We start from the raw sequence: 26,535 nt of genomic DNA on the forward strand, positions 1-26,535 counted from the left end.
GGCCCTCTTCCTCAGTTGATCGCCGGTTCCGGCGTCTTGCCGCCGAACTCGGTGCGCAGGAAATCGAAGTCGCAGCCCTTGTCGGCCTGCTCGATATGCTTGGTGAACATGAAGCCGTAGCCGCGCTCGTAGCGGGGCTCGGGCGCCCGCCAGGCCGCGCGGCGCGCCGCCAGCTCGTCCTCCGCCACCAGCATGTCGAGGCTGCGGGCGGGAATGTCGAGCTCGACGATGTCGCCGGTCTTCAAAAGGGCGAGCGGCCCGCCGACGAAGGCTTCCGGCGAGACATGCAGCACGCAGGCCCCGAAGCTCGTGCCGGACATGCGCGCATCGGAAATGCGTACCATGTCGCGAAGGCCGAGCTTCAAGAGCGCCTTGGGCATCGGGATCATGCCCCATTCCGGCATGCCGGGGCCGCCCTGCGGGCCGGCATTGCGCAGCACCAGCACCGTGTCGGGCGTCAGCGGATAATCCGGGTCGTCGATGATCTTCTTCATCTCGGCATAGCTGTCGGCAACGAGCGCCGGGCCGCGATGGCGGTGGAATTTCGGATCGCAGGCCGCCGGCTTGATGACCGCGCCGTCGGGCGCGAGATTGCCCTTGAGGACGGCAAGCGAGCCCTCGTGGTAGACGGGATTGGAGAGCGGCCGGATCACGTCGTCGTTCCACACCTTGACGTCCTCCAGCCCTTCCACGAGCGGCCGGCCGGTGACGGTGATGGCGGTCGGGTCCAGCTTGTCGCCGAGCTGCTTCATCAGCGCGCGAAGCCCGCCCGCATAAAAGAAGTCTTCCATGAGGTAGGTCGTGCCGGAGGGGCGGATATTGGCGATCACCGGCGTCGTGCGGCCGATGCGGTCGAGGTCGTCGAGTTCCAGCGGAATGCCGGCGCGGCGCGCCATGGCGATGAGATGGATGATCGCATTGGTCGAACAGCCCGTTGCCATGGCGACCGTCACCGCATTGTTGACGGCGGCCGCGGTGAGGATCCTGTCGGGCGTCAGATCCTCCCAGACCATCTCGACGACGCGCCGGCCGCAGGCGGCCGACATGCGCTGGTGGTTGGCGTCCGCCGCCGGGATCGAGGAGGCGCCCGGCAGGGTCAGCCCCAGCGCCTCGGCGATGGCCGTCATGGTGGAGGCGGTGCCCATGGTCATGCAATGGCCGTAGCTGCGGGCGATGCCGCCCTCGATGCCCTGCCATTCCTCCTTGGAAATGGTGCCGGCGCGCCGCTCGTCCCAGTACTTGAAGCCGTCCGTACCCGAGCCCAGCGTCTTGCCGGCATAGTTGCCGCGCAGCATGGGGCCGGCCGGAAGATAGACGAAGGGAATGCCCATCGAGACCGCGCCCATGACCAGCGCCGGGGTGGTCTTGTCGCACCCGCCCATCAGCACCGCGCCGTCGATGGGGTGGGAGCGCAGCAGCTCCTCGGTCTCCATCGCCAGCATGTTGCGGTAGAGCATGGTCGTCGGCTTGACGAAATTCTCCGACAGCGAGAGCGCCGGCAGCTCCATGGGAAAGCCGCCCGACTGCAGGATGCCGCGCTTCACCCAGTCCACGCGCTCGCGGAAATGCATGTGGCAGGGCTGGGCATCCGACCAGGTGTTGATGATCGCGATGATCGGCTTTCCCTGCCAGTCCTCCGGCGAGTAGCCCATCTGCATCGTGCGTGAGCGGTGCCCGAACGACCGCTGGTCGTCCGGCATCATCCAGCGCGCCGAGCGCAGCTCCTCGTAGGTTTTCCTCCCGGTCATGTCCGTCTCCTTTCGCGGCAGACCATTGCCGCGCCTCATCATCCATACTAATATTTCAGTTCGACATCTATATCAACACCTATATTTCTATTCTTGTGTATGAGTTGCGGCCCGGCTAACACTGAGCGAAAAGGATCATCCCATGAACACATCGCTTGCCCAGACATTCGGACTTGCCCCTTCCGGCTTTCCCTCGGTCGCCGGCAGCACCGTCCAGCGGGTCTATGACGACCTGCGCAAGCGGATCATCACCATCCAGCTTCCGCCGGACACGACGCTTTCGCGCACGGAGCTGACGGAGACCTACGAGGTGAGCCAGACGCCGATCCGCGAGGCGATGCAGCTTTTGAAGCAGGAAGGGCTGGTGCGCATCTATCCGCAGTCGCGCACCGTCGTCACACGCATCGACGTGCCGCAGATCTACGAGGCGCATTTCCTGCGCGTCGCGCTGGAGACGGAAGTCTGCCGCCGCCTTGCGCTGGAGCCCGATTCCCCGACGGTCATGCGGGCGCGCTCGATCATCAAGATGCAGGAAGCCGTCGCCGACGACCCGGAGCAGCTCTCGATCTTCCAGGAACTGGACGAACTGTTCCACCAGACGCTGTTTGCCGGCGTCAGGCGCAGCGGCCTGCATCAGCTCATCCGCGAGCGCTCCGGCCACCTGGAGCGCATCCGCCGCCTGCACCTTCCCGAGAAGGGCAAGATCATCAACATCCTCGACGGGCATCGCGCCATCGTCGAGGCGATCGCGGCCGGCGACGAGACTGCCGCCATCGCCGCCATCCGCGATCATCTCAGCCGCACGGTCTCCAAGGTCGAGGACCTGCGCGCGGAGTTCCCGCACTACTTCGCCGCCTGACGCCCGTCAGTTCACGGGCGTCAGCAGCGGCTTGCCGGCGAAGAAGGCCGCAAGGTTGTCGATGACGAGCTGGGCCATCCGGTCGCGCGTCTCCTCCGTGCCGCTGGCATGGTGCGGATAGAGCACGACATTGTCGAGCGCGGCGAAGGCCGGGTCCGGGTTCGGCTCGTTGAGATAGACGTCGAGCCCGGCCGACGCGATGCGTCCCTCCTGGAGGGCGCGGATCAGCGCCGGCTCGTCGACCACCGTGCCGCGCGAGATGTTGACGAGGCTGCCTTCCGGCCCGAGCGCGTCGAGCACGTCCGCGGAAATCAGCTTCTCCGTCTCCGCCCCGCCCGGCGTCGCGACGATGAGGATATCCGCCCAGGCGGCCAGCTTCACCGGATCGTCGAAATAGGCGTAGTCGTTGCCGGCCTTCTTCGATCGGCCGTAGTAGCCGATCGTCAGGCCGAGGGCCTCGCAGCGCCGCGCGATGGCAAGGCCGATGCGTCCGAGCCCGACGATGCCCGCCTTCTTGCCGGAGGTCGAGGTGGTCAGCGGCATCATGCCCTTGCGGCCCCAGTCGCCCGAGCGGACATAACGGTCGCCGACCACCAGCCGGCGGCGCGCCGCCAGCATCAGGAGCAGCGCCATGTCCGCGACATCGTTCAGCAGCACGTCCGACGTGTTGGTGAGCGTGATGCCGCGCCGGGTCATCGCCGCAACGTCCATCTGGTCGAAGCCGGCCGAGGAGCAGGCGGCGATCTTCAGCGCGGGCAGTCTTGCGAGGAACGCGTCGTCGATGGCGACATGGCCGTTGACCACCATGGCGGTGCAGCGCGGGCCGACCTCGGCCAGCATCGCCTCGCGCGCCTCGCCCTTCAGCAGGTCGAGACGGTGCACCGTATAGGTCTTTTCCAGCATCTCCATCTGGCGGGGACGCAGGGGATAGGCGACCAGAACATCGGGCTTCATGCTATTTCAAGTCCTTCTTCGAGGTTGCGGGCGGCACGGCGGGCGGCCTGGATTTCCGGATCGGGATCGAGGCTCGCGGCGAGAAGCGCGCGGGTATAGGGATGGGCGGGCGCATCGAAGATCTGCCGCACCGGCCCTTCCTCCACGATTTCCCCGTCCTTCATGACGACGACACGGTCGGCGAAATCGCGCACCACCGGCAGGTCGTGGGCGATGAAGAGATAGGACAGGCCGAACTCGCGCCGCAAGCCGTCGAGAAGCGCGATGACCTGCGCCTGGATCGAGACGTCGAGGGCGGACACCGCCTCGTCGCAGACGATGAGCTTCGGCTCCATGGCGAGCGCCCGGGCAATCGCGATGCGCTGGCGCTGGCCGCCGGAGAACTGGTGCGGGTAGCGCGCCGCCATGTCCGGCTTCAGGCCGACCTTGACCAGGAGCTCGGCCACCCGTTCCTTCCAGCGCGCCCGCGGCAGGATGCCGGGATGGATGGCCCAGGCCTCGGAGATGAGCTGGAACACCGTCATGCGCGGGTTGAGCGACTGCGTCGGGTCCTGGAAGACCATCTGCAGGTCGCGGCGAAGGCCGAACAGCTCCCTGGGGCTCATCGCCAGGAGATCGCGGCCGCGATAGAGCACCTGCCCCGAATTGGGATCGTCGAGACGCAGGATCGCCCGCGCCAGCGTCGACTTGCCCGATCCGCTCTCGCCGACGACCGCCACGGTCTCTCCCGGCATGATGGCGATGTCGACGCCCTTCAATGCATGGAACGCGCCGTAGGTCTTGTGCAGGCCGATGGCCGAAAGCAGCGGCTCGCCCTTGCGCTCCTGCTCGTCCGGCATCTCGCCCTTGCCGGGCGCCGCGTCGATCAGCTTCTTCGTATAGGGGTGCTGCGGGTTGCGGTAGACTTCCGCGGCATTGCCGGATTCGACGATGCAGCCGGAATTCATCACCACCACCCGGTCGGCGATCTCGGCGACGACGCCGAGGTCGTGGGTGATGAGAAGGAGGCCCATGCCGGTCTCGTCCTGCAATTCGCCCAGAAGCTCCAGCACCTGGGCCTGCACCGTCACGTCGAGCGCCGTCGTCGGCTCGTCGGCGATCAGGATGTCCGGCTTGCAGGCAAGCGCCATCGCGATCATCAGGCGCTGGCGCTGGCCGCCGGAGAACTGGAACGGATATTTGTTCATCGCCAGCTCGGGCTGCGGGATGCCAACGCGCTTCATGAGGTCGAGCGCGCGCGTGCGCGCCTCCTCGCGCGGAGCGCCGTGGGTCGTCATCATCTCCGTGATCTGCCAGCCGACCGTATAGACGGGATTGAGATGGGCGAGCGGGTCCTGGAAGATCATGGCGATGCGCGCACCGTTGATCGCCCGGCGCTCCTCCGCGCTCATCGCCAGCATGTCGCGGCCGTTGAAGAGAATCGTGCCGCTGGTGATCCTGCCCGGCGGCATGTCGATGAGGTTCATGATCGCCGAGGCGGAGACGGACTTGCCCGAACCGCTCTCGCCGAGGATCGCCAGCGTCTCGCCGCGGTCGAGATGCCAGCTCACGTCCTGCACGGCCTTGACCGTGCCGGCGGCGGTGTGGAACTCGACCGAGAGGTCGCGCACTTCAAGCAGGTGTTCAGCCATTTTTCCGGCCTCTCATTTCAAGGCGCCAGCGCTGCGCCGGATCGAGCGCGATGCGCAGCCAGTTCGACAGCAGGTTCAGCGACAGGGTCGTCAGGATGATCGCAAGGCCTGGCCAGAAGGAAAGCCACCAGGCATTCGTCAGATAGGGCCGGCCCTGGCTGACCATGAGGCCCCAGGTGATCTCCGGCGCCTGGATGCCGATGCCGAGGAAGGAGAGCGAGGATTCGGCCAGCATGACGAAGGCGAAGTCGAGCGTGGCGATCGTCACCAGCGTCGGCAGGATGACCGGCAGGATATGGCGGAAGACGATGCGCCGGTGCGAGGCGCCCATGACGGTCGCCGCTTGCACGAACATGCGCTCGCGCACTTCCAGCACCTCGGCGCGCGTGGTGCGCAGGTAGATCGGGATGCGCGTGATCGCCAGCACCAGCACGATATTGGCGACGGACGGCTCCAGCATGTAGAGCACGATGACGGCAAGCAGCAGCGAGGGGAAGGACATGATGACGTCGCCGAGCCGCATGATCCACTGGGCGGCCGAACGCCGGCTGTAGCCCGCAACGAGCCCGAGCGCGGCCCCGACGACAGAGGAGGCCGCCACGGCTCCCGCGGCGACCAGCATGGTGTTCTGCGCCGCCACCACGATGCGGGCGAGGAGCGGCCGGCCGAGCGCATCGGCGCCGAGCACGTAGACCCAGCCATGGGTGAGGTCGAAGGGCGGGGCGTTTCGCCCGCGCAGGTTCTGCTTGGTGGCATACGCATCCAGGAAATGCGGGCCGAGAATCGCACAGAGCAGCACGACGAAGAGGAAGAGCGCGGCGAAGAAGGCGAGCTTGTCGGCCCACAGCATGGAGAACCAGCGCCCGAGCGCCCCGCTCTGCTTTCGCCCGGAAAGGATTTGCGTGTCTGTCATGGCCATCGCTCAATACCGGATGCGGGGATCGAGCAGCGCATAGGCGAGGTCGATCAGGAGGTTCATGATGAAGATCGCCAGCGCCGACACCATGATGACGGCGAGGACGACGGCAAAATCACGCAGCAGGATGGAATCGATCATCAGCTTGCCGATGCCGGGAAAGCCGAAGACGGTCTCGACCACGACGGCGCCGTTGAGGATGGCCGCGGCCTGGTCGCCGATGACGGTGATGACCGGCAGCATGGCGTTGCGCAGGCCGTGCACGAAGATGATGGCGGGCGTGCGCACGCCCTTGGCGCGGGCCGTCTTGACATAGGCGGAGGAGAGGACGCCGATCATCGAGCCGCGCACCACCTGGAGGATGAGGCCGAAGGGGCGGATGAAGAGCACGGAGACGGGAAGGATCCAGTGCCAGGGCGTGCCCGTTCCCGAGGTCGGCAGCCAGTGCAGCTTGACCGCGAAGATGACGATCGCCACGATGGCGAGCCAGAAATCCGGCGCGGCGGCGCCGATCAGCGAGAAGAAGGTGGCGATGCGGTCGAAGATGCCGCCGACGCGGAAGGCGGCGAGCGAGCCGATGACGATGGCCGCCAGCGTGACGCAGGACATGGTGATGACGGCGAGCCAGAAGGTCCAGCCGAACGCCTCGAGCACCACGTCCATCGCCGGGCGCGCCTGGCGCAGCGACTGGCCGAAATCGAGCCGGGCGAGATCGGCAACATAGCGGCCGAACTGCACGATCAGCGGATCGTTGAAACCATGCATCTGGCGGAACTGGTCGCGCATTTCCGTGGATGCGTCGAGCGGCAGGTAAAGATCGGTCGGGTCCCCCGTCAGCCTCGACAGAAAGAACACGAGCACGACGAGCCCTATCAGCGAGACACCGCTCGCAAGGGCCCGCTTGCTGATGAATGATTTCATATCACTCCTCCCGAGTGAGAATTTCGTTGCACGGCATTCTCCGGGATCGTGCCCGCAAAAGCCGCCGTTCCGGCTCATTGGCTCCTCAGGAGCGGGCACGGACCGCGGTCCGAGCTCACATCCGAGTAATATATTAGTGCATCTGAGATTTTTGTGCACCTGTTTTTTTGACCGTCATCAGCCTTCGTCCTCGAAGCGGCGCCGGCGAAGGCGCGCGCCGCCGGCGGCGGCGAGCGTCGCGACGAAGATCGTCGCCGCGCCGATCCAGGTCGTCACGGGCGCCACCTCACCGAAGAACAGGAAGGCCATGACGGCCACGACCGGCAGGCGCAGGAAATCGAGCGGCGCGAGATAGGAGGCGCTCGCCATGGCGAAGGCCCGGGTGATCAGCGTCATGTTGAGCGCCCCGAGCACGCCCTGCAGGGCGAGAAGGCCGAGCTGCATCGGCGTCGGCGTGACCCAGACCGGCACGGCGGCCAGCAGCCCCAGCCCCACCATGGCAAGGAGGTTCCAGGCGACGAGGCGGTCCGTCGTGTCGCGCAGCGCCATGCGCCGCAGCATCAACTGGCTGACGGCGGTGAGGATCGCGCCGGCAAGCGCGAAGAGCAGCCAGGGGTCGAACGTGCCCGCCCCCGGCCGTACGATGATCATGACGCCGACAAAGCCGGCAAGCACGCCGCCGATGACGGAGGGCGCCACCTCCTCCTTGAGGAAGAGCCAGGCGCCGAGCGTGAGGAAGATCGGCATGGTGAAGTTGAGCGCCGTCGCATCGGCAAGCGGCGCATGGGCGTAGGCGATGAAGAGGGCGACGAGCGAGGCGAACTTCAGCCCCGCCCGCACGACATGCGCCGCCCGATAGGGCGAGGCCAGAAGCTGGACCCGGCGCATCATGAAGGGCAGCACCGCGCAAAGGCCGAACAGGGCCCGGAAGAACGCGATGGTGAAGGGATGCACCCCGCCGGCGAGCATGCGCACGATGACCGCATCGAACCCCGCCAGGATGGACGCCGCCGCCATGATGAGGACGGCGGCGCCCGTCCGCTGGCCGCTCGTGAGCCCGCTCATCGGATCCGGCCTCGAACCATGACGGACAGGCATCGACAGGATTTCATGGCGCTCTCCTCACTGCTACGGATCGTCTTATACACTAAAATATAAGAACACCAGTCCGCAAATCGACTTGCCCACGGGTGTGCGTCGGAGGCTTCAAGGAACAATCGCGGCCGCGCCGCATTGCTTCCGCTTTGCAGCGGAGGGCGAAACGTGGCGCCGAGAGCCAACTGGAAAGGTTTCCTGAAACTGGGAGAGCTGGTCTGTCCGGTCGCCCTTCACACCGCCGCCTCGACGAGCGAACGCGTCTCCTTCCACCTCGTCAACCGCAGGACGGGTAACCGGCTGCACCGGGAATTCATCGACAGCGAGACGGGCAAGCCCGTCGGGAAGGAAGACCAGGTGAAAGGCTACGAGACCGGCGAGAACGACTATATCGTGCTCCAGCCGGAGGAGATCGCCGCCGCCGTGCCCGAGAGCGACAAGACGATGGCCGTGGAAGCCTTCGTCGCCTGCTCCGACATCGACGACCTCTACTTCGACAAGCCCTATTACCTGCGCCCCGCCGACCGGCAGGGCGAGGAGGTCTTTGCGCTGATCCGCGAGGGCATGGAGGCGAAGAAGGTGGCGGCGGTGGCGCAGGCCGTGCTCTTCCGCCGCGCCCGCACCCTGATCATCCGCGCCCACGATGCCGGCCTCATCGCGACGACGCTCGCCTATGACTACGAGGTGCGCTCGGCCAAGGAAGCCTTTTCCGGAATTCCCGATATCGAGGTGAAGGGCGAGATGCTGGAGCTTGCCGAGCACATCATCAGGACGAAGAGCGGCCGCTTCGATCCCAAGGGCTTCGACGACCGCTACGACGCCGCCCTTGCCGAGGTGGTGAAGGCGAAGATCGAGGGCCGCAAGATCAAGCCTGTCCGGCCGAAGGCCGAGGGCAAGGTCATCGACCTGATGGAAGCGCTGCGCCAGAGCGCCGGCGAAACGAAGAAGAAACCCGCGGCGAAGCGCAGGCCGGCAGCCGGCCGGCGAAAGGCAGGATGAGAATGGCGACGCTCGACGTCTACCGGCAGAAGCGGGATTTCCGCACCACCGCCGAGCCGAAAGGGCGCAAGGGCCGCAAGGGCGGCCACAGCTTCGTGATCCAGAAGCACGACGCCACGCGCCTCCACTACGACTTCCGCCTCGAGATGGACGGCGTGCTGAAGAGCTGGGCGGTGACGCGCGGCCCGAGCCTCGTGCCGAGCGAAAAGCGGCTTGCCGTGCATGTCGAGGATCATCCGCTGGACTACGGCGACTTCGAGGGCACCATTCCCAAGGGCGAATATGGCGGCGGCACCGTCATCGTCTGGGATCGCGGCACCTGGACCCCGCTCGGCGACGCGCACAAGGCCTATGCCAAGGGCCATCTCGAATTCGAGCTCGACGGGGAGAAGCTGCACGGCCGCTGGCATCTCGTGCGCATGCACGGCAAGCCGGGCGAGAAGCGCGAGAACTGGCTGCTGATCAAGGGCGACGACGAATTCGCCGTGCCGGAGGACAAGGACGATCTTCTCGAGGAACGGCCGGAATCGGTGAAGACCGGACGCGACATCGAGGACGTCGCCGGAGAAGCGCCCGGCTGGTCGTCGAAGACCGGACGCATCCGCAAATCCGCCCGCCGGAAGGCCGAACCCGAAAAGGAGGAGCCCGAAGCCGAGGCACCCGATCCTTCCGCCATCAAGGGCGCGCGCAAGGCGAAGCTGCCCGATTTCGTCCCGCCCGCGCTGGCGACGCTCGCCGCCGCCCCGCCGCCCGGCGCACGCTGGCTGCACGAGATCAAGTTCGACGGCTACCGCCTGCAGGCGCGCATCGAGGCGGGGCGGGTGAAGCTCCTCACGCGCAGCGGGCTCGACTGGACGAAGAAATTCGGCAAGGCTGTCGTCGCCGCGCTCGCTGAGCTTCCGGCCGGCACGGCGCTCATCGACGGCGAGCTCGTCGTTGAGACCGGCTCGGGCGCTTCCGATTTCTCCGCCCTTCAGGCCGATCTCAGCGAGGGGCGCGACGACCGCTTCGTCTTCTACGTCTTCGACCTTCTCCATCTCGACGGCTACGATCTCACCCGCCTGCCGCTGGAAGACCGCAAGGCCCTGCTCGAAAAGCTCGTGCCCGGCAATGGCGGCATCCTGCGCTACAGCCACCATTTCGAGGAAAGCGGCGCGCTGGTGCTGAGCCATGCCTGCCGCCTCAGCCTCGAAGGCGTCGTCTCCAAGCTGCGTGACGCGCCCTATCGCGGCGGGCGCAGCAAGAGCTGGATCAAGTCGAAATGCTCGGCCCGGCAGGAATTCGTGATCGGCGGCTTCGTGCCCTCCTCCGTCTCGCGCCAGGCGATCGGCTCGCTTCTCCTCGGCGTCTACCGGGACGGCAAGCTGATGCCGGTCGGCCGCGTCGGCACCGGCTTCGGCGCGGCGGTCGCCACGGACCTTTTCCGCCGGCTGAGCCGCATGCGGACGGACGAGAGCCCCTTCGGCCGGAAGCTGACGGCGGACGAGGCGCGGCAGGCGCGCTACGTGCGGCCGGAACTGGTGGCCGAAGTGGAATTTCGCGCCTGGACGGCGGACGGGCATTTGCGCCATGCTTCCTTCCGGGGCCTGAGGGAAGACAAGCCGGCAAGGGAGGTCGTTGCGGAAATGCCGAAATCGAAAACCGCACCCGCGGCCGAGAAGCCGCCGCGCCGCACCGTGCGCCTCACCCACCCCGACCGGATCTACTGGCCGGGCGAAGGCGTCACCAAGGAAGGGCTTGCCGACTATTACACCGAGGTCTGGCGCTACATGGCGCCGCATGTCGTCGGCCGGCCGCTCGCGCTCCTGCGCGCGCCGAGCGGCATCGACGGCCAGACCTTCTTTCAGAAACACGCCTGGAAGGGCATCAACGCCAATATCATTCAGGTGCAGGATCCGAAGGAGAAGGACGAGGAGCCCTATGTCGCGATCAACGATTTCGACGGCCTGATGGGCCTCGTGCAATCGGCCACGCTGGAAATCCATCCCTGGGGCTCGACCCTTGCGGACTGGGAGCGGCCGGACCGCATCATCATGGACCTCGACCCCGGCGAGGGCGTCGCCTGGCAGGCGGTGATCGACGCGGCGGAGGAGACGCGCCGGCGCCTCGAGGCGGCCGGCCTCAACGCCTTCGTGAAGACCTCCGGCGGCAAGGGCCTGCATGTCTGCGCGCCGCTGAAGCCTTCGGCCCGCTGGCCCGCCGTGAAAGCCTTCTGCAAGGGCATCGCCGACGCCATGGCGAAGGACAGCCCCGAAAGCTACGTGTCGACCATCACCAAGTCGAAGCGCCGCGGCAAGATCCTCATCGACTACCTGCGCAACCAGCGCGGCCAGACGGCGGTCGCCCCCTACTCCACCCGCGCCCGCCCGGGTGCGGCCGTCTCCATGCCGCTCGCCTGGAGCGAGCTCAGCCCGGATATCGGCCCGGCCTATTTCACCGTGGAGAACACGCCGACACGCCTTCAAGCGCTGAAGGCCGATCCGTGGGCGGATTTCAAGGCGGCTGCCGAGCCGCTGAAGGCGGGAAAGGCGAAGGGGTGAGGCCTATTTGCCCTTCCCCTCGGCCTTGATGCTGCGGCGCAGGGCATCCATGATGTTGACGACATTGCCTGCGGTCGGCGGCGGGGCCTTGCGTTTGGCCGGGCGCTTGCGGCCTTTCTTCTTGGCCGCGATGATATCGAGCAGGCGGTCCTGCACGGGATCGTCCGCCATCTTCGGGTCCCATTTCTTCGTGCGCTCCTTGATGAGCGCCTTGACCAGCGAGAGCGCCCTGGCTTCCGGCTTCGCCTTTCCGAGGCCGGAGAAATAGTCCTTCTCGTTGCGTACCTCGTCGCCGTAGCGCAGCGTCCACAGCACGATGCCCTTGCCGCGCGGCTCCAGCATGACGGCCCGCTCGCGCCGGTAGAGCACGAGGCGCGAAATGCCGACCGTGCCCGTCGCGGCCATGGCCTCGCGGATGACGGAGAAGGCCTCCTCGCCCACTGTGTCGTTCGGCACGAGGTAGTGCGGCGTGTCGTACCAGATCCAGGCGATCGTCTCGCGCGGCACGAAGGTCTCGATATCGATGGTGCGGGTGCTTTCCAGCGCCACCGCCTCGATCTCCTCGTCCTCCAGCATCACATAATCGTTCTCGCCGCGCGGATAGCCCTTCACCTCGTCGTCCTCGTTCACCGCCTTGCCGGTGACGGCATCGACATAGCGGCTGACGACGGGATTGCCCGTCTTGCCGTTGAGGGTGCGGAAGCGCACCTTCTCCTCCTCGGAGGTCGCCGGCATCATCGCCACCGGGCAGGTGACGAGCGAGAGCTTCAGGTAACCCTTCCAGAACGAGCGCGGCGCCATCAGCCCTTCCCTCCGATCGGCAGACGCCTGGAGAGGGCGAAGCGCTCGGCGAACTTTATGTCCTCCTGCGTGACGACGGGGATGGGATCGGAAAGGATCGCAAGCAGCGCCTCGCGCGGGATGGAATCCTCCTCCAGCGCCTCCATCAGCGCACCGCGGGTCTCGCGTTCGGCCCGCAGCAGGGCGGCGAGCGCCAGTATCAGTCGGTCCTTGTTGTCCATGGCAGTCTCCGGCAAGGGCGCATTCACACGACTAATGCGCCATGCGCCCGCGGGTTCCGGAACATTCGGCGGGGCTGCGCGGTTCGCTCCCGAAAGGAGGCTGAGATGGCCGCGAAACGCAAATGGTCGCAGGACGTGACCGAGAACAGCGATGCGATGGACCTCAAGGAAGGCGTCTTCAAGCAGCGCAGCGCGAAGAAGATCGCCGATTCCCTCAAGCATTCGGCGGAAAGCAGCCACCGGCGCAAGTCGAGCCCGTTCCGCTCGGCCATGTCCATGCTGACCTTCTACATCAACCGCGCGGGCGACCAGCTTTCCGACAGCCGCCGCCGGACGCTGGAAAAGGCCAAGGACGAACTGCGCAAGGACTTCGGCAAGGAACCGAAATCCGGCAAGTGACTAGCGTTCCCCGGGCATCGCCTTGACGAAATCGATGAAGGCCCGAAGCGGCGCCGGCACCAGCCGCCGGCCAGGGTAATAGAGGAACGGGCCGGAAAAGCTCTGCCACCAGGGCTCCAGCACGGGAACGAGGGCGCCGCTCGCAAAATGCGGCCGCAGCCAGTCCTCGAAGAGCGAGACGATGCCGGCCCCGTCGATGGCGGCCATCACGCCAAGATCCGAGCCGCCGCCGGCCTGCACGACAAGGCGGCCCGGCGGATCGACCCGCACCAGCTCCCCGTCCCGCTCGAACTCCCAGGGCATCAGCGGCCGCCCGGCAAAGCGCGAGCGGATGCAGGCATGGGCAAGAAGGTCCCGCGGATGCTCCGGCCGGCCCCGCGCGGCGAGGTAGGCGGACGACGCGCCGCTTGCGAACCGCTGGATGCGCGGGCCGATCGGCACGGCGATCATGTCCTGCTCCAGCCGCTCGTCGTAGCGGATGCCCGCGTCGCAGCCGGCGGCGATGATATCGACGAAATTCTCGTCCGTGACGATTTCCAGCCGGATATCCGGATAGGCCGCCAGGAACGGCGGGACGATCCTCGGCAGCACCAGCCGCGCCGCGCTGACCGGCACGTTGAGCTTCAGGGCGCCGGCCGGCCGACCGCTGAGGTTCCTGGCATGCTCCAGCGCGGCGCCGATCTCGCCGAAGGCCGGTCCCGCCCGTTCCATCAGGACGCGCCCCGCCTCGGTCGGCACGACGCTGCGCGTGGTGCGGTTGAGAAGCCGCACGCCAAGCCGCGCCTCGAGCCTTCGCACCGCATCGCTGAGGGCGGACGAACTGCTGCTCGTCACCCGCGCGGCCTCCCGGAAGCCGCCCGCCTCGGCCACCGCGAGGAAGGCGCCGATATCCGCCATGTCCGCTTCGCCGTGCTTCATGCCGCCCTCCATCTATTGTCCGCTTTTGCGGACAGCCTGTACGGATTAATGCGGATTATCGAACGGGGCAACTGCGCCTATCTCCAAGGCGTCTGAAGAATGGAGGCACATATGTCCAATCTCGAAAAATCCGGCACGTTCCCGCTCGGCGGCTTCACGGTGAAGCGGCTCGGCTACGGCGCCATGCAGCTTGCCGGCAAGGGCGTCTTCGGCCCGCCGAAGGATCGCGCCGAGGCGGTCGCCGTCCTGCGCGAGGCCGTGGAGAGCGGCGTCGACCACATCGACACCAGCGATTTCTACGGCCCGCACGTCACCAACCAGATTATCAGGGAGGCTTTGCATCCCTATCGGGACGGCCTCGTCATCGTCACCAAGGTCGGCGCGACGCGCGGCGCGGATGCCTCGTGGAATCCCGCCTTCTCGAAGGAGGCGCTGACGGCGGCCGTGCACGACAACCTGAGGAACCTCGGCCTCGACGTCCTCGACGTCGTGAACCTGCGCGCCATGTTCGATGTGCACGGGCCGGCGGAAGGCTCGCTGGAAGAGCCGCTCACGGTGCTCGCCGACCTGCAGCGGCAGGGGCTCATCCGGCATATCGGCCTTTCCAACGTCACCGCCCGGCAGATCGCCGACGGCCGCAAGATTACGGAAATCGCCTGCGTCCAGAACCAGTACAACCTCGCCCATCGCGGCGACGATGCGCTTATCGACCAGTTGGCGCGGGACGGCACGGCCTATGTGCCCTTCTTCCCGCTCGGCGGCTTCTCGCCGCTGCAATCGGCGACGCTCTCGACCGTCGCCGCAGAACTGGAGGCAACGCCGATGCAGGTGGCGCTCGCCTGGCTTCTCCAGCGCGCGCCGAGCATCCTGCTGATCCCCGGCACGTCGTCGCGTGCGCACCTCCGGGAAAACCTCGCGGCGGCCGATATCGCGCTTCCGCCGGACGCGCTTGCCGCCCTCGACGGCATCGCCGGCTGAGGCATAGGCACTGGAGCGGTCAGGCCCGCTCCAGTGCCACCGCGATGCCCTGGCCGACGCCGACGCACATGGTGGCGAGCGCCCGCGCCTTGCCGGTGAGGGCGAGTTCCAGCGCCGCCGTGCCGGCGATTCGCGCGCCGGACATGCCGAGCGGATGGCCGAGCGCGATCGCCCCGCCGTTCGGATTGACGGCCGCAGCATCGTCCGCAATGCCGAGCTCGCGCAGCGTCGCAAGCCCCTGTGAGGCGAAGGCCTCGTTGAGCTCGATCACGTCGAAATCGGACGGCTTCAGGCCGAGACGGGCGCACAGGCGCTCGGCGGCCGCGACAGGGCCGATGCCCATGATGCGCGGCGGAACGCCGGCCATGGCCCCGCCGAGGATGCGGGCGATGGGCGTCAGGCCGTATTTCTTCACCGCGGCCTCGGAGGCGACGATGAGCGCCGCCGCGCCGTCATTGACGCCGGAGGCATTGCCTGCCGTCACCGTGCCGCCTTCCTTCCTGAACGGGGTCGGCAGCCTGGCGAGCGCTTCCAGCGACGTGGCGCGCGGATGCTCGTCCTTCTCGACGACGACCGGATCGCCCTTCCTCTGAGGGATGGTGACAGGGGTAATTTCCTTCGCCAGCCGGCCGTTTGCCTGCGCGGCCGCGGCCTTTTCCTGCGAGCGGACGGCGAAGGCATCCTGATCCTGGCGGGAGACCTTGAAATCCTCCGCGACGTTCTCGCCCGTCTCCGGCATGGAATCCACGCCATATTGCTTCTTCATCACCGGGTTGACGAAGCGCCAGCCGATGGTCGTGTCGTGGATTTCCGCATGGCGGGAAAAGGCGGTCTCCGCCTTGGGCATGACGAAGGGCGCGCGGCTCATACTCTCGACGCCGCCGGCGATCATCAGTTCCGCCTCGCCCGCCTTGATGGCTCTAGCGGCGGCGATGACGGCATCCATGCCGGAGCCGCAGAGGCGGTTGATCGTCGTGCCGGACACCGAGACGGGAAGGCCGGCGAGAAGCAAGGCCATGCGCGCCACATTGCGGTTGTCCTCGCCCGCCTGGTTGGCGCAGCCGAGGATGACATCGTCGACGGCCTCCCAGTCGATGCCGGCATTCCGCGCCATCAGCGCCTTCAGCGGGATCGCGCCGAGATCGTCGGTCCGCACGGAAGAGAGCGCACCGCCGAAGCGGCCGATGGGCGTGCGGATATAGTCGCAGATATAGGCTTCGGACATCGTTTCCCCCTAGAGTTCCGGCACGACGAGATCGGCGACAGGGCCCTCGACATGCAGCCTCGCGCCCGTCATCGCCTGCAATTCCTCCAGGCTCATGCCGGGCAGCTTCTCGCGCAGCACGAAGCGACCGCCGGTAACGTCGATGACGGCGTGGCTCGTATAGACACGGGTGATACAGCCGACGCCGGTCAGCGGGAAGGTGCATTTTTCGACAAGCTTCGGCTCGCCGTTCTTGGTGACGTGCTCGGTGATGACGACGACCGACTTAGCGCCGTGCACGAGGTCCATCGCACCGCCGACGGCCGGAACGCCCTTCGAGCCGACCCGCCAGTTGGCAAGGTCGCCGTTCTCGGCCACCTGGTAGGCGCCGAGGATGGCGACGTCGAGATGGCCGCCGCGCACCATGGCGAAGCTGTCGGCATGGTGGAAGAAGGCCGAGCCCGGCTTCAGCGTCACGGCCTTCTTGCCGGCGTTGATCAGGTCCCAGTCCTCCTCGCCCGGCGGCGGGGCCTCGCCGAAATCGAGGATGCCGTTTTCCGTGTGGAAGATCGCCGAGCGGCCTTCCGGCTGGTAGCGGGCGACCATTTCCGGAAAGCCGATGCCGAGGTTCACATAGGCGCCGTCGGCGATATCCTGCGCGGCGCGCCAGGCGATCTGGGCGTTGGAGAGTTTGATATCTTCGCGTGTGTCGGTCGTCATGCGTAGGCCACTCCTGCGCGGATGAGCTCTTCTTCCTGCCTTGCATCCGCCACCTCGACCACATGGTCGACGAAGATGCCGGGGGTGACGACATGCTCCGGGTCGATGCCGCCCGGCTGCACCAGCTTCGAGACCTGCACGACGGTCGTTGCCGCGGCCATGCACATCAGCGGGCTGAAGTTGCGGGCGGCCTTGTTGTAGGCAAGGTTGCCGTGCGTATCGCCGACATGGGCCTTGACCAGTGCGAAATCCGCCTTCAGCCAGCGCTCCTGCACATACATGCGGCCATCGAATTCCGCGACCGGCTTGCCCCTGGCGAGTTCGGTGCCGTAGCTCGTCGGCGTGTAAAAGGCGGGAATGCCCGCCCCGCCGGCGCGGATGCGCTCGGCAAGCGTGCCCTGCGGCACCAGCTCCAGCTCGATCTCGCCGGCAAGGTACTTTTCCGTGAAGGCGCGCGGATCGGACGAGCGCGGGAAGGAGCAGATCATCTTCCGCACCATGCCGGCGTCGATCATCGCCGCGATGCCGATGCGGCCATTGCCGGCATTGTTGTTGATGACCGTCAGGCCCTTCGGCCCCTTGTCGATGAGGGCATGGATCAGCTCGATCGGCGCGCCGGAGCCGCCAAAGCCGCCGATCATCACCGTCGTCCCCTCGCCGATGCCGGCAACGGCCTCTCTCAGGCTCCCGATGCTCTTGTCCATGCGAAAATTCCTCGTGGTCGACACTAGAGGTAAATCCGGATGCGGCGCGCGGCAATCGGTTTGTGCGTTATTTGACTTTTGTTCAATTATCGCACAAACTGCTGTGACGCCATCGATGGATGCGCTACCTCTTCCTTCGTCATCCTCGGGCTTGACCCGAGGATCCACATTCCACGGCACGCCGCAACTCGCGGCATGGATGCTCGGGTCAAGCCCGAGCATGACAACCGAGAGGGCAGAGAAGGCGGGAGAAAGCGGAGAGAGCGGAGAGACGAAGAAGGCAGAGCGTAGAGAAGACGGAGAAGCGAAGACGGCGGAAAGAGGCGCCGCCGCGAGAGTTCAAGGAGCGGCCATACCGCCGCCGGCTGGAGGCATCGATGCGCGAAACGGATTTCATCGGCGGCTTCGCCAAGGGGTTGAGGGTCATCGAGGCCTTCGGCGAGGCGAAGCCGCGTCTCACCATCACCGATGTCTCGAACGACACCGGCCTCGACCGTGCCACCGCGCGGCGCTGCCTGCTGACGCTGGCCGAACTCGGCTATGCCGCCTATGACGGAAAATTCTTCGAGCTGACGCCGAAGATCCTCAGGCTCGGCCATGCCTATCTTTCGGCAACGCCGCTTCCCCGCCTCGTCCAGCCCTATCTCGACCAGCTTTCCGAAAAGGTCGGGCAGAGCGCTTCCGTCTCCGTGCTCGACGGGGCGGAGATCGTCTATGTCGCGCGGGCGGCGCAGAAGCGCGTCATGTCGATCAGCCTGATGCCCGGCTCGCGCCTGCCGGCCTATTGCGCCTCGATGGGGCGCGTGCTGCTCGCGGCCCTTCCCGAGGCCGAGGCGCGGGCCATCGTCGAGGCTTCCGACCGGCGGGCGAATACGCCCTTCACGAAAACCGACCCCGAAGCGCTGATGGACGAGCTTTCCCGCGTGCGCCGGCAGGGTCATGCGCTGATCGACCAGGAACTGGAGATCGGCCTGCGTTCCATCGCCGTACCGCTGGAAAACGCCCGCGGGCGCGTGGTCGCCGCGCTCAACATCGGCGCGCCGGCCGCCCATGCGGCGGCCGAGGACATGGTTGCGCGCTACCTGCCGGAAATGCGCGCGGTGCAGGCGGCGCTGCGCTCCCTCCTCGCCTGACCGATCCTTGACAAAAGCCAGGGCGCGGCCCCACCTTTTGCACCGCAACAGGAGGCCGCCATGAGCGACGACGAGACCAAGCTCACCCGCACCAAGCGCCAGTGGGCGGACCAGGGGAAATTCCTGACCGGCCGCATCGCACGGCCGGAGACCGACCGCCTGCCGCCCGGCCAGCATCTCGTCAGGGACTGGCCGGTGCTCGACCTCGGCCAGCAGCCGGTGATCCGCCCCGAAAGCTGGCGGCTCGACGTCAAGGGCGGCGCGGAGAACCCGGTCTCCCTTGGCTGGGCCGATTTCCTCGCCCTGCCGCAAAGCCACAGGCTCACTGACATCCATTGCGTGACCACCTGGTCGCGCTACGACAACCGCTGGGAAGGCGTCGCCACCCGCGACCTCCTCGACCTCGTCATGCCGCGGCCGGAAGCGAATTTCGTGATGCTGACGAGTTACGACGGCTACACGACGAACCTGCCGCTTGCCGATTTCGCCGCCGAGGGCGCCATCCTCGCCACCCATTGGGAGGGCCGGCCGCTTTCCGTCGAGCATGGCGGGCCGATGCGCCTCGTCGTGCCGCACCTCTATTTCTGGAAGAGCGCCAAGTGGCTGACGCGCATCGATTTCCTGCCCGGCGACCAGGCCGGCTTCTGGGAGCGCAACGGCTATCACATGCGCGGCGACCCGTGGGCGGAGGAGCGCTACTCCGCCGACTGAGCGGCAAGCCGCGCCCGCTCGCAAAGCCGGAAGGCGCGCGGCGTCTCGCCCGTCTCGCGCAGGAAATAGCGCGAGAAATAGGCGGGATCGGCAAAGCCGAGGCGAAGGCCGATCTCCTGCGCGGCAAGGTCGGTGAAGACGAGTTCGCGCTTCGCCTCGTCGATCAGCTTGCGGCCGATATAGGCATGGGCCGTCAGCCCCGTCGCCGCCTTGACGATGCGGTTGAGATGGGTCGGCGAGATGCCGAGTACCTGCGCATAGAACCCGGCCGGCTTCTGGCTGCGGAAATGCTGCTGGACGAGGCCGTTGAGATGTTCCATCCGCCGTTCCGCATCGTCCGCGCCCTCCGGGGTGCCGCGCCCCCATAGCCGCGCCGTCAGCGTCAAGATGGAGACCAGATAGGCCTCCATCAGGTCCGTGCGCCCGCCACGCCGGCCCGCCCATTCGCCCGCCAGCCGTTCGAGCGTCGCCAGCACGAAGGCGCCGTCCGCATCGAGGGGATCGAGGGCGGTGACGCGCGGCGCCGCCGCAAAGCGCCCCACGACGCCGGCAAGGCGCAGATGCGAGGCGAGCAGCGTGAAGACATGGCCGTCGATATCCCGCGAGAAGCGGAACCCGTGGCTCACGGCCGGCGGCACTGTGACGACGGCGGAAGGCTTGAGGGCAAGGCGCTCGCCGCCGAACAGCGCATCGCCCGATCCGGCGGAAATGTACAGGATCTGGAAGAAGCTCTCGTGCCGGTGCAGGCCGATCTCGTAGCGGTGCAGGCTGCTGCGCGACGGGATCGTTTCGCAGTGCAACCAGAAATCCGGGGCATTTCCGGTCTTTTCGCCGTAGAGCTCGTAGGTCGGGACAGGTCTCGTCATCTCGGCACCCGGATTTTCGATGTTCGATTTGTACAAGCGGAAGACCGTTCCGTCCATTGTCCCGCCCGGCCCTTCCCACCGACAATTTGTCAAATGCCAGTTTGAGGGAGGACATCATGCGCGTTCAGGTCGCGATCATCGGCTCGGGTCCGTCGGGCCTCCTGCTCGGCCAGTTGCTCGGCGATGCCGGCATCGAGACGATCATTCTCGACCGCGCGAGCCGCGAGCATATCCTTTCGCGCGTGCGCGCCGGGGTGCTGGAGGAAGGCACGGTCGGCCTGATGGACAAGGCCGGCGTCGGCACGCGCATGCGTGCCGAGGGCCTGCCGCATGACGGCTTCTCGCTCGCCTTCGACGGCCGCGATCACCGCATCGATCTCTTCGGCCTCACCGGCGGCAAGCGCGTGACCGTCTACGGCCAGACGGAGCTGACGCGCGACCTGATCGAAAAGCGCGAGGCGGACGGCCGCCCGACGGTCTACGAGGCGGCGAACGTGACGCCGCAGGGTTTTGACGGCGAGAGCCCCTTCGTCACCTACGAGAAGGACGGCATTACGCACCGCATCGACTGCGATTTCATCGCCGGCTGCGACGGCTTCCACGGGGCGAGCCGCAAGGCGGTGCCGGAAAGCGCGATCCGCACCTTCGAGAAGGTCTATCCCTTCGGCTGGCTCGGCATCCTCGCCGACGTGCCCCCCGTCAGCCACGAGCTGGTCTATGCCAACCACCCGCGCGGCTTCGCGCTCTGTTCCATGCGCTCATCGACCCGCAGCCGCTACTACATCCAGTGCGCGCTCGACGAGAAGGTGGAGGCGTGGTCGGACAATCGCTTCTGGGACGAGCTGCGCCGCCGCCTGCCCGCCCACCATGCCGAGGCGATGGTCACCGGCCCGAGCTTCGAGAAATCCATCGCGCCGCTGCGCTCCTTCGTCGCCGAGCCGATGCGCTTCGGCCGGCTCTTCCTCGTCGGCGACGCCGCCCATATCGTGCCGCCCACCGGCGCCAAGGGCCTGAACCTTGCGGCCAGCGACGTGCACTATCTCTTCGCCGGCCTGATGGAGCATTACAAGGACCGCTCGAATGCCGGAATCGAGGCCTATTCGGGCCGGGCGCTCGCCCGCGTCTGGAAGGCCGTGCGCTTTTCCTGGTGGATGACGACAATGCTGCACCGGTTTCCGGATACCGGCGATTTCGACCAGAAGATCCAGGAAGCCGAACTCGCCTATCTCACCCATTCGCGCGCGGCCGAAACGGTGCTGGCGGAAAACTACGTCGGCCTTCCCTACTAGACCCGGCCTTATGCAGCCGGCGACACCTTGCCCGCCACCTCGCGGATCGCCTGCATGAGGATGGAGAGCGGCATGGAGGGCACGGCGTCGGTGCGCATGGTGAGGCCCACCGGCCCCTTCGTCTCGCCCGTTTCGATCGGCAGTGCGGCGAGCTTGCCTTCCGCGATATCCGCCGCCACGACCCCTTCGGAGATGATCCAGATGGCATCGCTCTGGCGCACGAAGGCACGGCCGAAGGCGTCGGAGACGGTCTCGATCTGGTTCGGCAGGCCGGCGACGCCGTTGGCGATGAGGAAGCTGTCGACGAAGGGCCGGATGATCGAGCCGTGCGTCGGCATCAGCACCGGATAGGCGTCGAACCCGGCGAAGGCCGCACCGCCGAGCAGCGGATGGCCGGCGCGCACGCAGAAGACGACCTTCTCCGAATAGAGATGCTCGAAGGAGAAGCCCGTCATCTTCTCCGGCGCGGCCAGCCGCCCGACGACGAGGTCGAGGTCGCCGATGCGCAATTGCTCCAGCAGCACGGCGTTCTCGCCGGTGACGATCTTGATCCGCGCGCCCGTCTCCTCCTTGAGAAACAGCATCATCGCCTGCGGCATGATGCGTGTGGAGACGGTCGGCAGCGCGCCGATGCGGATCGGCGGGGCATCGCCGGAGCGCGCCTGCGAGACGGAATCGAAGCCGTGGCGCAGCGCCGCCAGCGCCGCGCCAGCATGCTTGAGGAAGACCTCGCCGTAGCGGGTGATCTTGATGCCGCGGCCCTCGCGCTCGAAGACGGCGACGCCGAGGACTTCCTCCAGTTCGCGGATCGTCTTGGTCACCGCCGGCTGGCTGACATGCAGCAATCCTGCCGCCTTCATCACGCTTCTCTGGCGCGCCACCTCGACAAAGGTCTGCAGATGGCGAAACTTGATCCGGCTGTCGATCATGACTTTCATAACCCCACAGTTAACGGAACGGCATGAAATATCATTTTACCTAACCAGATCAAGGGATCAATCTCAGCGCACGGAGGAGAGAGACGTGCAATTCGCGACCGTCAACGACGTTATCCTGCATCACCAGCTCATTAGCGGACCGGCCGGCCGGCCGGTGATCGTGTTCGCCAACTCGCTCGGCACCGATTTCCGCATCTGGCGCGACGTCGTGGTGCGCCTTGCCGGCGATTTCCCGATCGTCACCTACGACAAGCGCGGTCACGGCCTCTCCGATCTCGGCCAGGTGCCCTATTCCATCGACGACCATGTGCTCGATCTCGCCGCCCTGCTCGACCGGCTGGACGTGAAGGACGCCGTCATCTGCGGCGTCTCCGTCGGCGGCATGATCGCGCAGGGGCTCGCCGCAAAGCGCCCCGACCTCGTGAAAGCCCTCGTCCTCTGCGACACGGCGCACAAGATCGGCACGGCCGAGATGTGGAACGCCCGCATCGAGGCCATCGAGGCGAAGGGCATCGAGAGCCTTGCGGACGCCGTGCTGGAGCGCTGGTTCACCCCCGCCTTCCGCCGGCCGGAGAACGCCGCCTATCACGGTTACCGCAACATGCTGACCCGCCAGTCGGCGACCGGCTATGCCGCGACCTGCGCGGCGCTGCGCGATGCCGACCTCACCGAGAGCACGAAACGCATTTCCGTGCCGGCGCTCTGCGTCGTCGGCGAGGAGGACGGCTCGACGCCGCCGGACCTCGTGCTCTCCATGGCAAGGCTCATCGCCGGCGCGCGCTACGAGGTCATCAAGGGCGCCGGGCACATTCCCAGCATCGAGCAGCCGGAAATCCTCGCCGAGATGATCCGCGCCTTCCTCGCCACCCTACCTGCCGGAGACGAACCGCATGGCTGACGCCCATACCTTTTCCGACCGCTACCGCCAGGGCATGGTGACCCGCCGCGCGGTGCTCGGCGACAGCCATGTCGACCGCGCCTCCTCCGCCGCCACCGCCTTCGACCAGCCCTTCCAGGAGTTGATCACCGAGGGCGCATGGGGCACGGTCTGGTCGCGGCCCGGCTGGACGAAGCGCGAGCGCTCCATGGTGACGATCGCCCTGCTCGCCGCCCTCGGCCACGACGAGGAGGTGGCCATGCATGTACGCGCCACGGCCAACACCGGCGCCAGCCGAGACGATATCGCGGAGGCGCTTTTGCATGTGGCGATCTATGCCGGCGTGCCGGCGGCCAACCGGGCGATCAAGGTCGCCAAGCAGGTTTTCGAGGACATGGACGCCGAAAAGGCGGCCTGAGGCAGAGATGACAGACTTTTCCAACCGCAAGCCCGAAACGGGCGCCTTCTTCTCCCGCGACCGGCTCTGGCACCCGCCGGGGCTGACCCCCGGCTACAAGACCTCCGTGCTGCGCTCGCCGCAAAAGGCGCTGCTCTCCCTCGACGGCACGATGTCCGAGATCACCGGGCCGGTCTTCGGCCATTCCCTGCTGGGCGAACTCGACAACGACCTGATCCACAATTTCGCAAAGCCCGGCGAAAGCGCCATCGGCGAGCGCATCATCGTGCACGGCCGCGTGCTCGACGAGCGGGCGCGGCCCGTGCCGGGCGCGCTGCTCGAATTCTGGCAGGCCAATGCCGGCGGGCGCTACCGCCACAAGAAGGAAAGCTATCTCGCCCCGCTCGATCCCAATTTCGGCGGCTGCGGGCGCACCATCACCGACGAGGACGGCTATTACGCCTTCCGCACCGTCAAGCCAGGCCCCTATCCCTGGCCGAACGGCGTCAACGACTGGCGGCCGGCGCATATCCACTTCTCCGTCTTCGGCCACGGCTTTGCCCAGCGGCTCATCACGCAAATGTATTTCGAGGGCGACCCGATGATCTGGAAATGTCCCATCGTCCAGACGATCCCGGACAAGGCGGCCGTCGAGCAGCTCGTCGCCGCCCTCGACTGGGGCAACACGATCCCCATGGATGCGCGCGCCTACAAGTTCGACATCGTGCTGCGCGGGCGCCGCTCGACGCTCTTCGAGAACCGGATGGAGGGCAACTGATGGTGCAACCGCTCGGCTACCTCAAGGAAAGCCCCTCGCAGACGGCGGGGCCTTACGTCCATATCGGCCTGACGCCGAATTTTTCCGGCATCGGCGGCGTCTATGACGCCGACCTCGGCGCCACGATGGTGAACGAGAAGACGCTCGGCCGGCGCATCGCCGTCACCGGCCGCGTGCTGGACGGCACCTGCACGCCGCTGAAGGATGCGCTGATCGAGATCTGGCAGGCGGACGCCAGCGGCCTCTACAACAGCCCCTCGGAGCTGCGCGGCAGCGCCGATCCCAACTTTACCGGCTGGGGCCGCTGCGCGACGGACGGCACGACCGGCGAATACCGTTTCGAGACCGTCAAGCCGGGCCGCGTTCCTTTCAGGGACGGCCGCCCGATGGCGCCGCACATCTCCTTCTGGATCGTCGCCCGCGGCATCAATCTCGGCCTCAACACGCGGATGTATTTCGGCGACGAGGAGGCGGCCAACGCGGAAGACCCGATCCTCGCCCGCATCGAGCACCGCGTGCGCGTGCCGACGCTGATCGCACCGGCGGACGGCGACACCTACCGCTTCGACATTCACCTGCAGGGGGAAAAGGAGACAGTGTTCTTCGACATCTGATGGCGTATGGTGAGCCTTCCGCTCATGGATCCTCGGGTCAAGCCCGAGGATGACGAAAGAAGAGAGGGCGAGGCTTTCCGGATGGCCCCGTTTGCCGGACCGTTCAAGAGACCGGCGGCATATCCTCCCCTCCGTCATCCTCGGGCTCGACCCGAGGATCCACCTCCGCCACCGTGCCTCTCGAAAGCGCGCCCATGACCGTCTCGCCCTTCGATCATCCCTATCTTTCCGGTCTTCTCGGCGACGAGGAAGTGGCCGCTCTTTTTTCCGCCGCGGCCGAGATCGAAGCCATGCTCGCCTTCGAGGTGGCGCTGGCAAAGGCGGAAGTCGCCGAGGGCATCATCCCGGCCGCGGCGGCGCGCGCCATCGAAAGCACCGTCCGTCGTTTCTCGCCGGACATCGCAAGCCTGCGCAAGGCGACCGCGCGCGACGGCGTCGTCGTGCCCGACCTCGTGCGCCAGCTTCGCGCCGCCGTCGGCGAGCCGCATGGCCGGCATGTGCATTTCGGCGCGACCAGCCAGGACGTCATCGACACCGGCCTGATGCTGCGCCTCGCCCGGGCGCTGCCCATCCTCGAAGACCGGCTGAATGGGCTGATCGGCTATCTCGTCGGCCTCTCGGTGCGTTTCGACGGCCGGCAGGTGATGGGCCACACCCGCATGCAGCCGGCGATCCCGATTGCCGTGGCCGACCGCCTCCGGTCCTGGTGGGTTCCGCTGGAGCGCCACGTCGAGCGGCTGCAGGACCTCACGCTGGAAGGCCTCCCGGTGCAGTTCGGCGGCGCGGCCGGCACGCTGGAAAAACTCGCCGGCAAGGGCCGCGAGGTGCGCGCCACGCTGGCGGCCGAGCTCGACCTTGCCGACACGCCGCAATGGCAGAGCCAGCGGGGCGACCTGCTGGAGCTCGCCGGGCTCCTCGCCGCCATCACCGGCAGCCTCGGCAAGGCCGGCGGGGACATCGCCCTGATGGCCGACCGCGGCGGCGAGATCGCGCTTGCAGGCGGCGGCGGCTCCTCCGCCATGCCGCACAAGCAGAACCCCGTCGCCGCCGAGATGTTGGTGACGCTCGCCCGCTTCAACGCCGTGCAGCTCGGCGGCATGGCGCAGGCGATGGTGCACGAGCAGGAGCGCTCCGGCGCGGCCTGGACGCTGGAATGGATGATCCTGCCGCAGATGGTGGTGGCCTGCGGTGCATCGCTTCGCCTCGCCGACGAGCTCTTCTCCTCGATCGAGGAATTCGGCACGGGCTAGGTTAGTTTCATAATTTCTAAGTTATGAAATTGGCCGATTTTTTCATTTTACATCACCGTTTCATCTGGCAATCT

At 66.8% G+C, this 26,535-nt stretch carries 27 protein-coding genes; 13 read left to right on the plus strand and 14 right to left on the minus strand.

Annotation, left to right across the window (positions count from 1 at the left end):
- Positions 1–11 precede the first annotated feature (11 nt).
- Complete coding sequence (gene araD, locus ACZ5TO_RS22905; RefSeq protein ID WP_464801263.1) at positions 12–1,748, minus strand: L-arabinonate dehydratase; 1,737 nt, start codon at positions 1,746–1,748, stop codon at positions 12–14.
- 142 nt (positions 1,749–1,890) lie between these two features.
- Here araD and ACZ5TO_RS22910 point away from each other — a divergent pair, with 142 nt between their 5' ends.
- Complete coding sequence (locus ACZ5TO_RS22910) at positions 1,891–2,607, plus strand: GntR family transcriptional regulator (RefSeq protein ID WP_184142344.1); 717 nt, start codon at positions 1,891–1,893, stop codon at positions 2,605–2,607.
- Positions 2,608–2,613: 6 nt separating this feature from the next.
- Here ACZ5TO_RS22910 and ACZ5TO_RS22915 read toward each other — a convergent pair whose 3' ends face one another.
- From ACZ5TO_RS22915 to ACZ5TO_RS22935, 5 genes are all read right to left on the minus strand, one after another.
- Positions 2,614–3,561, minus strand: coding sequence for a 2-hydroxyacid dehydrogenase (locus tag ACZ5TO_RS22915; RefSeq protein WP_464801264.1), 948 nt, complete (start codon positions 3,559–3,561; stop codon positions 2,614–2,616).
- A complete protein-coding gene (locus ACZ5TO_RS22920) occupies positions 3,558–5,192 on the minus strand; it encodes an ABC transporter ATP-binding protein (RefSeq protein ID WP_464801265.1) in 1,635 nt (544 codons plus the stop codon). Before ACZ5TO_RS22920 ends, ACZ5TO_RS22915 begins: the two co-directional genes overlap by 4 nt.
- Complete coding sequence (locus tag ACZ5TO_RS22925) at positions 5,185–6,111, minus strand: ABC transporter permease (RefSeq protein ID WP_464801266.1); 927 nt, start codon at positions 6,109–6,111, stop codon at positions 5,185–5,187. The genes ACZ5TO_RS22920 and ACZ5TO_RS22925 overlap by 8 nt, the downstream gene beginning before the upstream one ends.
- 3 nt (positions 6,112–6,114) lie before the next feature.
- The gene (locus ACZ5TO_RS22930; RefSeq protein WP_464801267.1) at positions 6,115–7,029 is read right to left on the minus strand and encodes an ABC transporter permease; all 915 of its coding nucleotides are present in this window, start codon (positions 7,027–7,029) and stop codon (positions 6,115–6,117) included.
- Between the two features lie 177 nt (positions 7,030–7,206).
- Positions 7,207–8,094, minus strand: a complete 888-nt coding sequence (locus ACZ5TO_RS22935; RefSeq protein ID WP_464801268.1) for a DMT family transporter — start codon at positions 8,092–8,094, stop codon at positions 7,207–7,209.
- 198 nt (positions 8,095–8,292) lie between these two features.
- Between ACZ5TO_RS22935 and ku (ACZ5TO_RS22940) the strand changes: the two genes are divergently transcribed.
- Positions 8,293–9,123 (plus strand): non-homologous end joining protein Ku, encoded by an 831-nt coding sequence (gene ku / locus ACZ5TO_RS22940; RefSeq protein ID WP_464801269.1) that lies wholly within the window; start codon positions 8,293–8,295, stop codon positions 9,121–9,123.
- Between the two features lie 2 nt (positions 9,124–9,125).
- The gene (gene ligD, locus ACZ5TO_RS22945; RefSeq protein ID WP_464801270.1) at positions 9,126–11,663 is read left to right on the plus strand and encodes a DNA ligase D; all 2,538 of its coding nucleotides are present in this window, start codon (positions 9,126–9,128) and stop codon (positions 11,661–11,663) included.
- A 3-nt stretch (positions 11,664–11,666) separates the two neighbouring features.
- Here ligD and ku (ACZ5TO_RS22950) read toward each other — a convergent pair whose 3' ends face one another.
- Together ku (ACZ5TO_RS22950) and ACZ5TO_RS22955 are read right to left on the minus strand one after the other, a co-directional pair.
- The gene (ku, locus tag ACZ5TO_RS22950; RefSeq protein ID WP_464801271.1) at positions 11,667–12,464 is read right to left on the minus strand and encodes a non-homologous end joining protein Ku; all 798 of its coding nucleotides are present in this window, start codon (positions 12,462–12,464) and stop codon (positions 11,667–11,669) included.
- The gene (locus ACZ5TO_RS22955) at positions 12,464–12,685 is read right to left on the minus strand and encodes a hypothetical protein (protein ID WP_464801272.1); all 222 of its coding nucleotides are present in this window, start codon (positions 12,683–12,685) and stop codon (positions 12,464–12,466) included. The genes ku (ACZ5TO_RS22950) and ACZ5TO_RS22955 overlap by 1 nt, the downstream gene beginning before the upstream one ends.
- Positions 12,686–12,790: 105 nt before the next feature.
- Here ACZ5TO_RS22955 and ACZ5TO_RS22960 point away from each other — a divergent pair, with 105 nt between their 5' ends.
- Positions 12,791–13,084, plus strand: a complete 294-nt coding sequence (locus tag ACZ5TO_RS22960; protein ID WP_184142360.1) for a DUF3175 domain-containing protein — start codon at positions 12,791–12,793, stop codon at positions 13,082–13,084.
- Here the strand turns inward: ACZ5TO_RS22960 and ACZ5TO_RS22965 are convergent, their stop codons facing one another.
- Entirely contained in the window at positions 13,085–14,002 is a 918-nt protein-coding gene (locus ACZ5TO_RS22965) for a LysR family transcriptional regulator (protein WP_464801273.1), read from the minus strand. It abuts the gene before it with no gap.
- A 111-nt stretch (positions 14,003–14,113) separates the two neighbouring features.
- Here ACZ5TO_RS22965 and ACZ5TO_RS22970 point away from each other — a divergent pair, with 111 nt between their 5' ends.
- On the plus strand, positions 14,114–14,980 hold the full coding sequence (locus ACZ5TO_RS22970) for an aldo/keto reductase family oxidoreductase (RefSeq protein ID WP_464801274.1): 867 nt from the start codon (positions 14,114–14,116) through the stop codon (positions 14,978–14,980).
- Between the two features lie 19 nt (positions 14,981–14,999).
- Here ACZ5TO_RS22970 and pcaF read toward each other — a convergent pair whose 3' ends face one another.
- From pcaF to ACZ5TO_RS22985, 3 genes are read right to left on the minus strand one after another with little or no spacing between them, the layout of a single operon-like run.
- The gene (gene pcaF, locus ACZ5TO_RS22975) at positions 15,000–16,205 is read right to left on the minus strand and encodes a 3-oxoadipyl-CoA thiolase (protein WP_464801275.1); all 1,206 of its coding nucleotides are present in this window, start codon (positions 16,203–16,205) and stop codon (positions 15,000–15,002) included.
- Positions 16,206–16,214: 9 nt separating this feature from the next.
- A complete protein-coding gene (locus tag ACZ5TO_RS22980) occupies positions 16,215–16,904 on the minus strand; it encodes a CoA transferase subunit B (RefSeq protein ID WP_184142366.1) in 690 nt (229 codons plus the stop codon).
- The gene (locus ACZ5TO_RS22985) at positions 16,901–17,608 is read right to left on the minus strand and encodes a 3-oxoacid CoA-transferase subunit A (RefSeq protein WP_464801276.1); all 708 of its coding nucleotides are present in this window, start codon (positions 17,606–17,608) and stop codon (positions 16,901–16,903) included. Before ACZ5TO_RS22985 ends, ACZ5TO_RS22980 begins: the two co-directional genes overlap by 4 nt.
- A 377-nt stretch (positions 17,609–17,985) precedes the next feature.
- Here ACZ5TO_RS22985 and ACZ5TO_RS22990 point away from each other — a divergent pair, with 377 nt between their 5' ends.
- Both ACZ5TO_RS22990 and ACZ5TO_RS22995 read left to right on the plus strand, forming a co-directional pair.
- Entirely contained in the window at positions 17,986–18,741 is a 756-nt protein-coding gene (locus ACZ5TO_RS22990) for an IclR family transcriptional regulator (RefSeq protein ID WP_464801277.1), read from the plus strand.
- 60 nt (positions 18,742–18,801) lie between these two features.
- Positions 18,802–19,452 carry a sulfite oxidase-like oxidoreductase gene (locus ACZ5TO_RS22995; protein ID WP_464801278.1) on the plus strand — a complete coding sequence of 217 codons (651 nt, stop codon included), beginning with the start codon at positions 18,802–18,804 and terminating at the stop codon, positions 19,450–19,452.
- Here the strand turns inward: ACZ5TO_RS22995 and ACZ5TO_RS23000 are convergent.
- On the minus strand, positions 19,437–20,318 hold the full coding sequence (locus tag ACZ5TO_RS23000) for a helix-turn-helix domain-containing protein (protein ID WP_464801279.1): 882 nt from the start codon (positions 20,316–20,318) through the stop codon (positions 19,437–19,439). The genes ACZ5TO_RS22995 and ACZ5TO_RS23000 overlap by 16 nt on opposite strands.
- A gap of 116 nt (positions 20,319–20,434) precedes the next feature.
- Between ACZ5TO_RS23000 and pobA the strand changes: the two genes are divergently transcribed.
- Positions 20,435–21,607, plus strand: a complete 1,173-nt coding sequence (gene pobA, locus ACZ5TO_RS23005; protein ID WP_464801280.1) for a 4-hydroxybenzoate 3-monooxygenase — start codon at positions 20,435–20,437, stop codon at positions 21,605–21,607.
- 8 nt (positions 21,608–21,615) lie between these two features.
- On the opposite strand, the gene pcaQ is transcribed toward pobA, so the two are convergent.
- Positions 21,616–22,536, minus strand: a complete 921-nt coding sequence (gene pcaQ / locus ACZ5TO_RS23010; RefSeq protein ID WP_464801281.1) for a pca operon transcription factor PcaQ — start codon at positions 22,534–22,536, stop codon at positions 21,616–21,618.
- Positions 22,537–22,630: 94 nt separating this feature from the next.
- Here pcaQ and pcaD point away from each other — a divergent pair, with 94 nt between their 5' ends.
- The 5 genes from pcaD (at position 22,631) to ACZ5TO_RS23035 (ending at position 26,461) form a co-directional block, all read left to right on the plus strand.
- Positions 22,631–23,443, plus strand: a complete 813-nt coding sequence (gene pcaD, locus ACZ5TO_RS23015; RefSeq protein WP_464801282.1) for a 3-oxoadipate enol-lactonase — start codon at positions 22,631–22,633, stop codon at positions 23,441–23,443.
- Entirely contained in the window at positions 23,436–23,840 is a 405-nt protein-coding gene (gene pcaC, locus ACZ5TO_RS23020) for a 4-carboxymuconolactone decarboxylase (RefSeq protein WP_464801283.1), read from the plus strand. The genes pcaD and pcaC overlap by 8 nt, the downstream gene beginning before the upstream one ends.
- Before the next feature lie 7 nt (positions 23,841–23,847).
- Positions 23,848–24,597 (plus strand): protocatechuate 3,4-dioxygenase subunit beta, encoded by a 750-nt coding sequence (gene pcaH / locus ACZ5TO_RS23025; RefSeq protein WP_464801284.1) that lies wholly within the window; start codon positions 23,848–23,850, stop codon positions 24,595–24,597.
- A complete protein-coding gene (gene pcaG / locus ACZ5TO_RS23030; protein ID WP_464801285.1) occupies positions 24,597–25,211 on the plus strand; it encodes a protocatechuate 3,4-dioxygenase subunit alpha in 615 nt (204 codons plus the stop codon). The genes pcaH and pcaG overlap by 1 nt, the downstream gene beginning before the upstream one ends.
- Before the next feature lie 194 nt (positions 25,212–25,405).
- Entirely contained in the window at positions 25,406–26,461 is a 1,056-nt protein-coding gene (locus ACZ5TO_RS23035; protein ID WP_464801286.1) for a 3-carboxy-cis,cis-muconate cycloisomerase, read from the plus strand.
- Positions 26,462–26,535: the final 74 nt, after the last annotated feature.

The sequence above is a fragment of the Shinella sp. Sh6 genome (genome assembly GCF_055392685.1).

Bases quoted from the DNA above. Each gene is read 5' to 3' on its own strand.
- pobA (WP_464801280.1), top strand. From the start codon at position 20,435: ATGCGCGTTCAGGTCGCGATCATCGGCTCGGGTCCGTCGGGCCTCCTG.
- ACZ5TO_RS22980 (WP_184142366.1), bottom strand. From the start codon at position 16,904: ATGACGACCGACACACGCGAAGATATCAAACTCTCCAACGCCCAGATC.
- pcaQ (WP_464801281.1), bottom strand. From the start codon at position 22,536: ATGATCGACAGCCGGATCAAGTTTCGCCATCTGCAGACCTTTGTCGAG.
- ACZ5TO_RS22965 (WP_464801273.1), bottom strand. From the start codon at position 14,002: ATGAAGCACGGCGAAGCGGACATGGCGGATATCGGCGCCTTCCTCGCG.
- ku (WP_464801271.1), bottom strand. From the start codon at position 12,464: ATGGCGCCGCGCTCGTTCTGGAAGGGTTACCTGAAGCTCTCGCTCGTC.
- ACZ5TO_RS22920 (WP_464801265.1), bottom strand. From the start codon at position 5,192: ATGGCTGAACACCTGCTTGAAGTGCGCGACCTCTCGGTCGAGTTCCAC.
- ACZ5TO_RS22930 (WP_464801267.1), bottom strand. From the start codon at position 7,029: ATGAAATCATTCATCAGCAAGCGGGCCCTTGCGAGCGGTGTCTCGCTG.
- ACZ5TO_RS22935 (WP_464801268.1), bottom strand. From the start codon at position 8,094: ATGAGCGGGCTCACGAGCGGCCAGCGGACGGGCGCCGCCGTCCTCATC.
- araD (WP_464801263.1), bottom strand. From the start codon at position 1,748: ATGACCGGGAGGAAAACCTACGAGGAGCTGCGCTCGGCGCGCTGGATG.
- pcaF (WP_464801275.1), bottom strand. From the start codon at position 16,205: ATGTCCGAAGCCTATATCTGCGACTATATCCGCACGCCCATCGGCCGC.
- ACZ5TO_RS22925 (WP_464801266.1), bottom strand. From the start codon at position 6,111: ATGGCCATGACAGACACGCAAATCCTTTCCGGGCGAAAGCAGAGCGGG.
- ACZ5TO_RS22990 (WP_464801277.1), top strand. From the start codon at position 17,986: ATGCGCGAAACGGATTTCATCGGCGGCTTCGCCAAGGGGTTGAGGGTC.
- ACZ5TO_RS22915 (WP_464801264.1), bottom strand. From the start codon at position 3,561: ATGAAGCCCGATGTTCTGGTCGCCTATCCCCTGCGTCCCCGCCAGATG.
- pcaC (WP_464801283.1), top strand. From the start codon at position 23,436: ATGGCTGACGCCCATACCTTTTCCGACCGCTACCGCCAGGGCATGGTG.
- ACZ5TO_RS23000 (WP_464801279.1), bottom strand. From the start codon at position 20,318: ATGACGAGACCTGTCCCGACCTACGAGCTCTACGGCGAAAAGACCGGA.
- ACZ5TO_RS22985 (WP_464801276.1), bottom strand. From the start codon at position 17,608: ATGGACAAGAGCATCGGGAGCCTGAGAGAGGCCGTTGCCGGCATCGGC.
- ACZ5TO_RS22960 (WP_184142360.1), top strand. From the start codon at position 12,791: ATGGCCGCGAAACGCAAATGGTCGCAGGACGTGACCGAGAACAGCGAT.
- pcaG (WP_464801285.1), top strand. From the start codon at position 24,597: ATGGTGCAACCGCTCGGCTACCTCAAGGAAAGCCCCTCGCAGACGGCG.
- ACZ5TO_RS23035 (WP_464801286.1), top strand. From the start codon at position 25,406: ATGACCGTCTCGCCCTTCGATCATCCCTATCTTTCCGGTCTTCTCGGC.
- ACZ5TO_RS22955 (WP_464801272.1), bottom strand. From the start codon at position 12,685: ATGGACAACAAGGACCGACTGATACTGGCGCTCGCCGCCCTGCTGCGG.
- ACZ5TO_RS22995 (WP_464801278.1), top strand. From the start codon at position 18,802: ATGAGCGACGACGAGACCAAGCTCACCCGCACCAAGCGCCAGTGGGCG.
- ligD (WP_464801270.1), top strand. From the start codon at position 9,126: ATGGCGACGCTCGACGTCTACCGGCAGAAGCGGGATTTCCGCACCACC.
- pcaH (WP_464801284.1), top strand. From the start codon at position 23,848: ATGACAGACTTTTCCAACCGCAAGCCCGAAACGGGCGCCTTCTTCTCC.
- ACZ5TO_RS22910 (WP_184142344.1), top strand. From the start codon at position 1,891: ATGAACACATCGCTTGCCCAGACATTCGGACTTGCCCCTTCCGGCTTT.
- ACZ5TO_RS22970 (WP_464801274.1), top strand. From the start codon at position 14,114: ATGTCCAATCTCGAAAAATCCGGCACGTTCCCGCTCGGCGGCTTCACG.